Annotated in this window: 7 protein-coding genes; 1 reads left to right on the top strand and 6 read right to left on the bottom strand. The window is 41.5% G+C overall.

Features of this window, described 5'->3' with window-relative positions:
• Positions 1 to 23: 23 nt before the first annotated feature.
• Genes JQM82_RS13090 through JQM82_RS13070 form a run of 5 tightly spaced genes read right to left on the bottom strand, consistent with a single transcriptional unit; the run spans position 24 to position 7167 of the window.
• Positions 24 to 1883, bottom strand: a complete 1860-nt coding sequence (locus tag JQM82_RS13090; protein ID WP_235250813.1) for an amylosucrase — start codon at positions 1881 to 1883, stop codon at positions 24 to 26.
• A 31-nt stretch (positions 1884 to 1914) separates the two neighbouring features.
• A complete protein-coding gene (locus JQM82_RS13085) occupies positions 1915 to 4098 on the bottom strand; it encodes an alpha-galactosidase (RefSeq protein WP_235250812.1) in 2184 nt (727 codons plus the stop codon).
• Between the two features lie 34 nt (positions 4099 to 4132).
• A complete protein-coding gene (locus JQM82_RS13080; protein ID WP_235250811.1) occupies positions 4133 to 4978 on the bottom strand; it encodes a carbohydrate ABC transporter permease in 846 nt (281 codons plus the stop codon).
• Complete coding sequence (locus tag JQM82_RS13075; protein ID WP_235250810.1) at positions 4978 to 5856, bottom strand: carbohydrate ABC transporter permease; 879 nt, start codon at positions 5854 to 5856, stop codon at positions 4978 to 4980. Before JQM82_RS13075 ends, JQM82_RS13080 begins: the two co-directional genes overlap by 1 nt.
• 18 nt (positions 5857 to 5874) lie before the next feature.
• The gene (locus JQM82_RS13070) at positions 5875 to 7167 is read right to left on the bottom strand and encodes an ABC transporter substrate-binding protein (RefSeq protein ID WP_235250809.1); all 1293 of its coding nucleotides are present in this window, start codon (positions 7165 to 7167) and stop codon (positions 5875 to 5877) included.
• 239 nt (positions 7168 to 7406) lie between these two features.
• Here JQM82_RS13070 and JQM82_RS13065 point away from each other — a divergent pair, with 239 nt between their 5' ends.
• Complete coding sequence (locus JQM82_RS13065) at positions 7407 to 8264, top strand: AraC family transcriptional regulator (RefSeq protein ID WP_235250808.1); 858 nt, start codon at positions 7407 to 7409, stop codon at positions 8262 to 8264.
• Between the two features lie 10 nt (positions 8265 to 8274).
• Here the strand turns inward: JQM82_RS13065 and JQM82_RS13060 are convergent, their stop codons facing one another.
• A complete protein-coding gene (locus tag JQM82_RS13060; RefSeq protein ID WP_235250806.1) occupies positions 8275 to 8802 on the bottom strand; it encodes a spore maturation protein in 528 nt (175 codons plus the stop codon).
• Between the last annotated feature and the right edge of the window lie 57 nt (positions 8803 to 8859).

Here is an 8859-nt window from a genome sequence, read left to right as displayed (position 1 = left end):
TCATTAATTTTTACGAGTATAATTTAATCGGATTTCTTACACCACAGAAAGTCGTGTCCCGGAACCACAATATTTTTCAGTTCCACTTTCTCACCTGTCATCAGATTTCTGAAAATACCTGTTTCCTGCATCCAGGCAGTTTTTGGCTGATCACTGAAGTTAAATAGTCCGATCAGATACTCTCCCTGATATTCACGTAAAACTCCCAGTATGGCATCTTCATGAACATCATAAGTATAGACATCTGCCTTCTGATCAAATACATTTTCCTGTCGTCGAACCTGTTCCAGACAAGTCAGTGCCTGAAAGATGGATCCTTCCACACTTAATTCGTCATGTCTGTTCTCTGCAAGTTCCCAGTGAAACCTTCCACGATGAATATAGCGGGAATCTTCTGCTTTTTCCGGATCCTGTTTATAACTGTAATCATTGGTCTGCCCAATCTCATCGCCGCTGTAAAGCATTGGAATTCCCGACTGGATCAGCATATATGCATGGAGCATAATATCCAGACGTACCGCAGCTTTCATTTCATCGTCCCCGGACTCCTCAAGCTTCTTTCCCTGGAATCCTGCACATTCCACTCCACACATGGATGCAGTTGTTCCACAGAAACGGGCATCCTGAGTGATCGGATCATCATTATACAGCTCGCCACGACTGACACTTTCCCGGATCTTTCCGGTAAAATAATCATTCAGATATTTCTTATGCTGCGGTTCCGTCATCCCCCATTTTCTTAAAGTCGGATAATCTAATCCCCAGCCGATATCGTCATGACAGCGCAGATAATTCAAATATGTATACTGCTTTGGAAGGCTGTTCACAATATCCATCTGCTGCTTCAGCAGGCGAACATCTTTCGTTGCCACACTGTTCCATGTCGTTGCCATCGTCGTTACATTATACAGCATGTGACATTCCGGTTTCTCCACCGTACCAAAATACGGAACCACTTTTTCCGGTTCCATAACCACTTCCCCTAATAAGAGTACACTTGGGCACACAATCTCACTAATCATTCGCATCATACGGACAATTGTATGTACCTGTTTCAGGTTCCGGCACTGGGTTCCCAATTCTTTCCAGATATACGGAACCGCATCAATCCGGATGATATCCATCCCCTGATTCGCCAGATACAGGAAGTTATACATCATTTCATTAAACACTCTTGGATTGCGGTAATTCAGATCCCACTGATATGGATAAAATGTCGTCATCACATAATGATCTATTTCCGGAAGATAGGTAAAATTTCCCGGTGCCGTTGTTGGAAATACCTGTGGAACCGTCTGTTCGTATCTTTCAGGAATTCCTCTGTCCTGATAGAAAAAATACCGGCTCATATACTCCCCGTCACCCTGTCTGGCACGTCTGGCCCATTCATGTTCTTCAGAAGTATGATTCATAACAAAATCCATACACAGATTGATCCCGTTCTGATGACACCTGTCCGCAAGATCTGCAAGATCATCCATCGTTCCAAGATCTGATCTTACTTTCCGGAAATCAGACACTGCATATCCGCCGTCTGAACGCCCTTTCGGGGTATCCAAAAACGGCATCAGATGAATGCAGTTTACATTACATTCCTTCAGATAAGAAAGTTTTTCTGTCACGCCTTTTACGGTACCTGCAAAATTATCAATATAGAGCATCATACCGAGCATATCTTTCTTTTGAAACCAATCTGTTTCCTTTTCACGATAATCATCCCTGATTTTCAGCGATTGTCTACGTTTTATATAATATTCATACATCTGCGAACACAGCTCAGCAAACATATCTTCATTCTGATATAACTCCATATACAGCCATCTGAGTTCATCATGATGTCTGCTTAACCGTTCTTTGAATCTGATATCCTCTTTCGATTCCATGGTCTTTATCCTCTTCTGAAATGTTTTTCCTCTATTCAAAGATTTCAAAATGCAGCTGATATCCCTGATATTCTCCAAGTTCTACCGGAACAGGAATTCCTGCTTCCATCAGGGCTGCTCCACTGTACATTTTTCCGGTGTTTTTCTCCTGATACAGCACATCTGCATTCAGTCCTCTCATTTTTACATAATTGACCGTCATATTTCCGTGAATCTCCTGCATAACTACATTCAAAAGAGCTTCTTTCCCATCCTCTGATACAAATTCCCATGCACAGATTTCATCGTGAAACGGATCCGACAGACGATAATACTTTCCATTTTGAATCAATGGTGCATATTTGTGATAATCTGCAATCTGCTTTTTAACTTCTTCCTTCTCTTCCTTCGTCAGCGCGCCAAGATCCAGCTCATAACCGAAGGTTCCAGCCATCGCTGTAATCCCCCTTGTCTTCATCGATACAGTTCTTCCGGTCTGATGATTTGGTACAGCCGACACATGCGATCCTACTGTAGAAACCGGATACCCAAAAGAAGTTCCATACTGAATTTTCAAACGGTCTATAGCATCTGTATTATCACTGCACCAGATCTGCGGCGTATAATATAACATTCCGGCATCAAATCTTCCACCACCGCCGCTGCAGCCTTCGATCAACATATCCGGGTATCTCTGTACCAGCCGTTCCAGAAATTCATATACCCCCAGAACATAATCGTACATAACTCTTCCCTGATCTTTTACAGACACCGAATAGATATCCATCAGGCTTCGGTTCATATCCCATTTTACATATTCAATATTGCCCTGATCCAGAACCTTACAGATCTGATCGTAGACATAATCTACCACTTCTTTTCTTGAAAAATCCAATACCAGTTGATTTCTCGCACGCACCGGATCTCTTCCCGGAATCACCAGTGCCCAGTCCGGATGTGCCCGGTACAGATCACTGTCTTCGGATATCATTTCCGGCTCAATCCAGATACCAAATTTGATGCCAAGGTCATTGATCTTCTGAATCAGATCTCCTAATGTTCCACCAAGTTTTTCTTCATTTACATACCAGTCACCAAGTCCGCTGTTATCATCTTCTCTTTTTCCGAACCATCCGTCGTCCATTACCAGCATCTCAATATCAGCCTCTTTTGCATGCTTTGCAAGTTCATAAAGCGATTCTCCTGAAAAATCAAAGTAGGATGCTTCCCAGCTGTTGATCAGTACCGGGCGAACCGCTTCTTTATATTTTCCACGACATACATGATGACGAATACAGGAATGCAGATTTTGAGACAGCTGATTTAATCCCTTATCTGTAAACGTAATAATTACTTCTGGAAAATAAAAAGTTTCTCCTTCTTCCAGTGGATAACGGAACATCTCTTCCTGAAGCCCCATCAGGATACGTGTTTGATTAAACTGATCTTTCTGTGCCTCTCCCTGAAAATTTCCACTGTATACAAATGACATTGCATAACCATATCCATCATCTTCTGTTGTTCTTTTTTCCGCTAGGATCATCATTGGATTATACTGATGACTGGAAGATCCTCTTCTGCTTCCGATCACCTGACTTCCATGAACAACCGGAACTCTCTGAACATTACGTTCCATTGCATGACGACCGTAAAATGTAATCAGGTCATACTCCCCATACAAAAAATCAAGGCATGCGGACTGCGCCTTCTCCAGATAGATTTTTCCGGATTCGCAGTTTATAACCTCTGCACTTCTGGTAATCACATCCAGATCCGGAAGTACTCCGTATAATAGATTGACCCGGAGACCCGTTACCCGGTCCTCCAGCTCAATTTTTAACGTCTGAGCCTCTTCTTCATCCGCATATACTGCCGGGAGACCGGGAAGTCCATATTTACCTTTTGTAATCTCATATCCTTTGTATCTCAGATCACAACTGAATGTACCATCTGCATTTTCAACAGATAGAGCCACACTTCTGTAATCTCCATTTCCAAGACATGGAAATTCCTGAGGCAGAGAATCCATAGAATATGTTCTGTCATTCCCTGCCTCATAAGGATTACCGGAGAATCCTCTGTCATAATAAGTCAATAGGTAATCCATACATCCCTTTACTTTTTTTCCGTAATACAGATGCAAAAGGAATCCATAGTCATCTACCTTCATCTGATAAGTCGTTGTCCTTGTATGTATCGTAAATGTTCTGTCTGTTTGACAATAGATAATTCCCATAGCGATTCTCCTTATATAATGTAATATTTTAGAATTATTTTACTGCACCATTAACTACACCGTTCAAAATCTGTTTCTGACAGATCAGATAAAAGATCAGTATCGGCAGCAATGCAAGCAGATATGATGCAAATGCCAGATTATAATTGGTTCCAAACTGTGTCTGGAAGTTCAGCTGTGCCAGTGGCAGCGTTGTATTGCCGGAACCAGACATGATAACCAGCGGTGTCATAACATCATTCCATGTTCCGAGCGCTGTCAGTACTGCAACCGTCGCATGCATCGGTTTCATGATCGGAAAGATCACCTTCCAGTACGTTGTCCATGTACTGGCACCATCCACACATGCCGCTTCTTCCAGGGCCATTGGGATATTGGTAAGATATCCGGAATAGAGGAGCACATTCATCGGCATATAGAATACAACATATAGTATAATCACTCCAGCCATATTTGCAAGCCCCATCTGCGCCGTCTGTTTTACAAGAGGCATCATCAGAATTGCAAATGGAACAAACATACCGCTGACTACATAGAAATAAATTCCTTTGTAAAATTTACTGTGTGCCTTGTTTCTTCCGATAGCATATCCAAGCAGCGAATGGATCAGGATAGACAGTATAACGGTAACCATCGTAATCAGGATACTGTTTCCGAGAGAATGCCAGAAATCTGTTACTTCCATTGCTTCTTTAAAATTACTCAGACTCCAGCTTTTCGGAAGAGACAGGATTCCGGAAATACTGTTCGTCATCTCCGATGGCTGCTTAAATGCGATCATAATCGTCATATATAATGGAAATGCTACAGTGATCAATCCCAGAATCAATAAAATTGTCAAAGGCCAGTTTACTCTTTCTTTTCCTATATTTTTTTTCATTACAACTGCTCCTCCTTCTTACCGGTGATCGTCATCTGGAATACAGAAAGCACCACAATTACAATAAAGAAGATTACTGCATTGGCACTCTGGAATCCAAACTGTCCGCCGCCCATACCATTGTTATAGATCAGATAAGAGATAGATTCCGTACTCTGAGCCGGTCCGCCTTTGGTTAAAGCCATGATCTGATCAAATACCATCAGGAAGTTCTTTACGCAAAGTACCATATTGATGGAGAAGAACGGAATAATCAGTGGAAATGTCAGATGTTGAAATTTTCTGAATCCTGTTGCTCCGTCAATTGCTCCTGCTTCATACACATCTTCCGGAACCGTCTGCAGACCGGATATATAGATGATCGTATTCATAGCAATGGACTGCCATGCACATACAATTACGACCGCAATCCATGCAAGTTTTGTATTGGACAACATACTGGAGGAAAATGTACTGCTTCCAATCATTTCTCCAAATGCAGGAAGAATATAGGTAAAGAAATAGTTGAAAATATAGCCGACAACCAATGCTCCAAGTACATTCGGGATAAAGTAAGCCCCCCTCAGTGTACTCTTGAACTTAATCTTACTGTTTAATCCCAATGCAAGCAGAAGGCTGATTATATTGGTCAAAATTGTTGCGGCTATCGCAAGTTTAAATGTAAAAAGGTAAGAATTTCCAACTCGGATATCCGTAAACAGATCTTTATAATTTCGAAGTCCTACCCAGTCAAAGCTTCCATAACCGCGGAAGTTTGTAAAACTGTAGATTACACCTTTGATCAGTGGCAGGGTGTTAAAGCAGAAGAACAACGCCACGATCGGTATCGTAATCAGTAAAAATGTCCGCTCTCTGCCGTTCATTTTCTTTTTCTTCATTTTCTGTTTCTCCTTCCCCTAATTTTCATCTGCATGTTCTTTTTCGTAATTCTGGACTTTCTGGATAATATCACGATTATATCTCATCCAGTCCTTGTCAAATTTCTTAAGAAACGCATCTGTATCTTTTTTCATAAGGAACGTCTGTATCTGTGCGTCAACTGACATTTCGGATGGATAATAATGATCCTGATAATCTGCCATTCTTCCCGCATCAATATAGGTTTCCATTCCATCCAGCATAGATGGAAGTTCGAAATCGCCTTCTTTACAAGGTACTGCATTCTGTGAATCCAGGTAAGCCTGTACGCTTTCATCTTCCAACAGGAAATCCAGTACCTCATAGGCAGCTTCCTTATTTTCACAATCTGCCATCACACAGAATTGCAGATCAACGCCGGAATTCAATACATTATCCTCTTCCTTGTCATTTGCAGGCATTACAAAAGAATCAATATCCATGTCCGGGTTTACCGTCTGAATCTGAGGCACTGCATAACTACCGATCGGATACATCGCTGCCTCTCCATTTGCAAAGGCTGTACAGGCTCCATTATAATCATAAGCAAACGGATCCTCCGGTCCGTACTGAATCATTTCCAGCATCTTTTCAGCCGTTTCTCTGTACTCTTCTGTAAATGTTGTCTCGCCTTTGTTCACCTGACGGCATACATCAGCAGGTGCAAGACCTACTGCAAGCGCATTCCACGGCGCAAGGCAAGTCCATGTGTCCTTAAATCCGAAATACATCGGCAATATACCTTCTGACTGAATCTGTTCACACAAGCTCATGAATTCATCCCATGTTTCCGGGATTTCCCATCCATGTTCCTTGAACATCTCCCGGTTGTAAAGAATTCCGGCTGCGTTTGCTACATAAGGAACAGCATAGGTTCCCTCCAGCGGTACAAATTCCAGTGCTTTATCAATATCTCTGTATGCCTGTTTAATATCATTTAATCCTTCATAGTCTGATATATCCATAAGAATCTCAGCATCCATGAAATTCGAAAAGTTCACATCCCCACCGATTCCGATAATGTCCGGATTATCTTCCCGGATAAATCTCGTTTTCAGCACTGTCATTGCATCATTTGGTGATTCTATTGTCAGATGAATATCGTCATGTGTTTCATTGAACTTTTCTTCAATTTGTTCAAATGTTTTTACCGCCTCAGGTTTGTACTGAACAAGATTAATCTCTATTATTCCGTCGCTTTTGTCTTTTGTTCCACAACCTTGAAGAGCCATGGCTACAACCATACAGAGGATCAATCCTGTACTGATTAATTTTTTTCCTCTTTTATACATCTCTCATTTACTCCTTTCCAACATGTTTGTCGGCTTTTCTCCTGATTATCCCGGGATTATGTAGCATTTCATCAGGTTTTTCCGTTTTTCTTTTCACGCAAAATTGTAACATGCCTTTATGCGTCTATAAATATCCACATTTTTCTTGTTTTATGTCAAAATACAACTTTTCCTCTGGTATATTGAACTATGCAAGCATTTTGGTATATAATACAAAAAAATCACCAAAGGAGAGCCTTATGAACAACGTACTTTTTTCTGTTTTTCCCAATGAAAACTTTGTTGACCTGGGACTTTACCAGTATGGCTGGGAACACTGTAAGCCTTCCCATTCTTTTGGTCCTGCTGCCAGAAATCACTACCTGTTTCATTATGTAATATCCGGAACCGGAAAACTGCTCGCGGACAAATCTCCGGGAAACACTGTAGAATATCAGATCAGAAGCGGACAGGGCTTTATGCTGTTTCCACATCAGATCAATACCTATATTGCTGATCACAATCTTCCCTGGGAATATGTCTGGATTGAATTCGATGGACTAAGAGCCAAAGAGGCTATCGAAATCGCAGGTCTAAGACCGGACAATCCGATATATCGTGCCAACTCCAAAGACCTGAGAAATGATATGATGAATGAAATGCTGTATATCGTCCGTCATTCTACAGAAGCTCCCATGCACCTGATTGGACATCTGTATCTTTTTCTGGATTATTTTATGCGTTCTTCACATTCAGTCAGATTAAATCAGGGCGGGAAATTGAGAGATTTCTATATTAAAGAAGCTCTTACCTTTATAGAGCAAAATTTCCAGAATGATATCACCGTGGAAGACATCGCTGATTCCTGCGGGCTGAATCGCAGCTACTTTGGGAAAATATTTCATGATATCATAGGCCGATCTCCACAGGAATTTCTGATCAACTACCGCATGACAAAAGCAGCCGAACTCTTAAAACTTACAGGTCTGTCCATTGCGGATATCGGAAATGCCGTCGGATATCCGAACCAGCTGCATTTCTCACGGGCATTTAAAAAAGTATATGGAATATCGCCAAGAAACTGGCGCAATGAAAATCGACTGGAATCCTTAAAGTAATCCTGCATTTCTACATCATCCATCCGGCCAGCAATACACTTACAGCAGTACCTGCAAAAGTTGCAAAAAGAGCACCACCGAGCGTATATCTCGTTTTTGTAACTTTTGCGGTCATGTAATATACACTCATGGTATAAAAAACCGTCTCCGTGCAGGACATACTGATGGAAGCAATAAGGCCAATGTATGAATCCGTCCCATATTCCTTATATACATCCAGAAGAAGCCCTGTTGCAGCAGATGACGAAAACAACTTCACAACCGTAAGCGGAACCAGTTCTCCCGGAAAACCAATCCTTTCAGTAAACATGCCAATCATCCCGGACAAGAAATCCAGAAAACCGGAGGCTCTCAATATCCCGACGGCCACCATCAGACCTACCAGCGTCGGCATAATCCTGATCACAGTAAAAAATCCACTTTTTGCACCTTTGACAAAAGTATCATATACATTGACTTTCATCAAAAGTCCATAACAGATAATCCCAAAAATCACAAGCGGCACAATAAAATCCGCCAGATATAATACTAACTCCATTCCTAATCTCCCGGTTATCCACAATATACACTTAAAATATATGCATAACTACAGGGG

The sequence above is a fragment of the Faecalicatena contorta genome (assembly GCF_021531995.1).
Classification (GTDB): Bacteria; Bacillota; Clostridia; order Lachnospirales; family Lachnospiraceae; genus Dorea_A; species Dorea_A contorta_A.
This window is presented reverse-complemented; position numbering and strand designations above follow the sequence as displayed.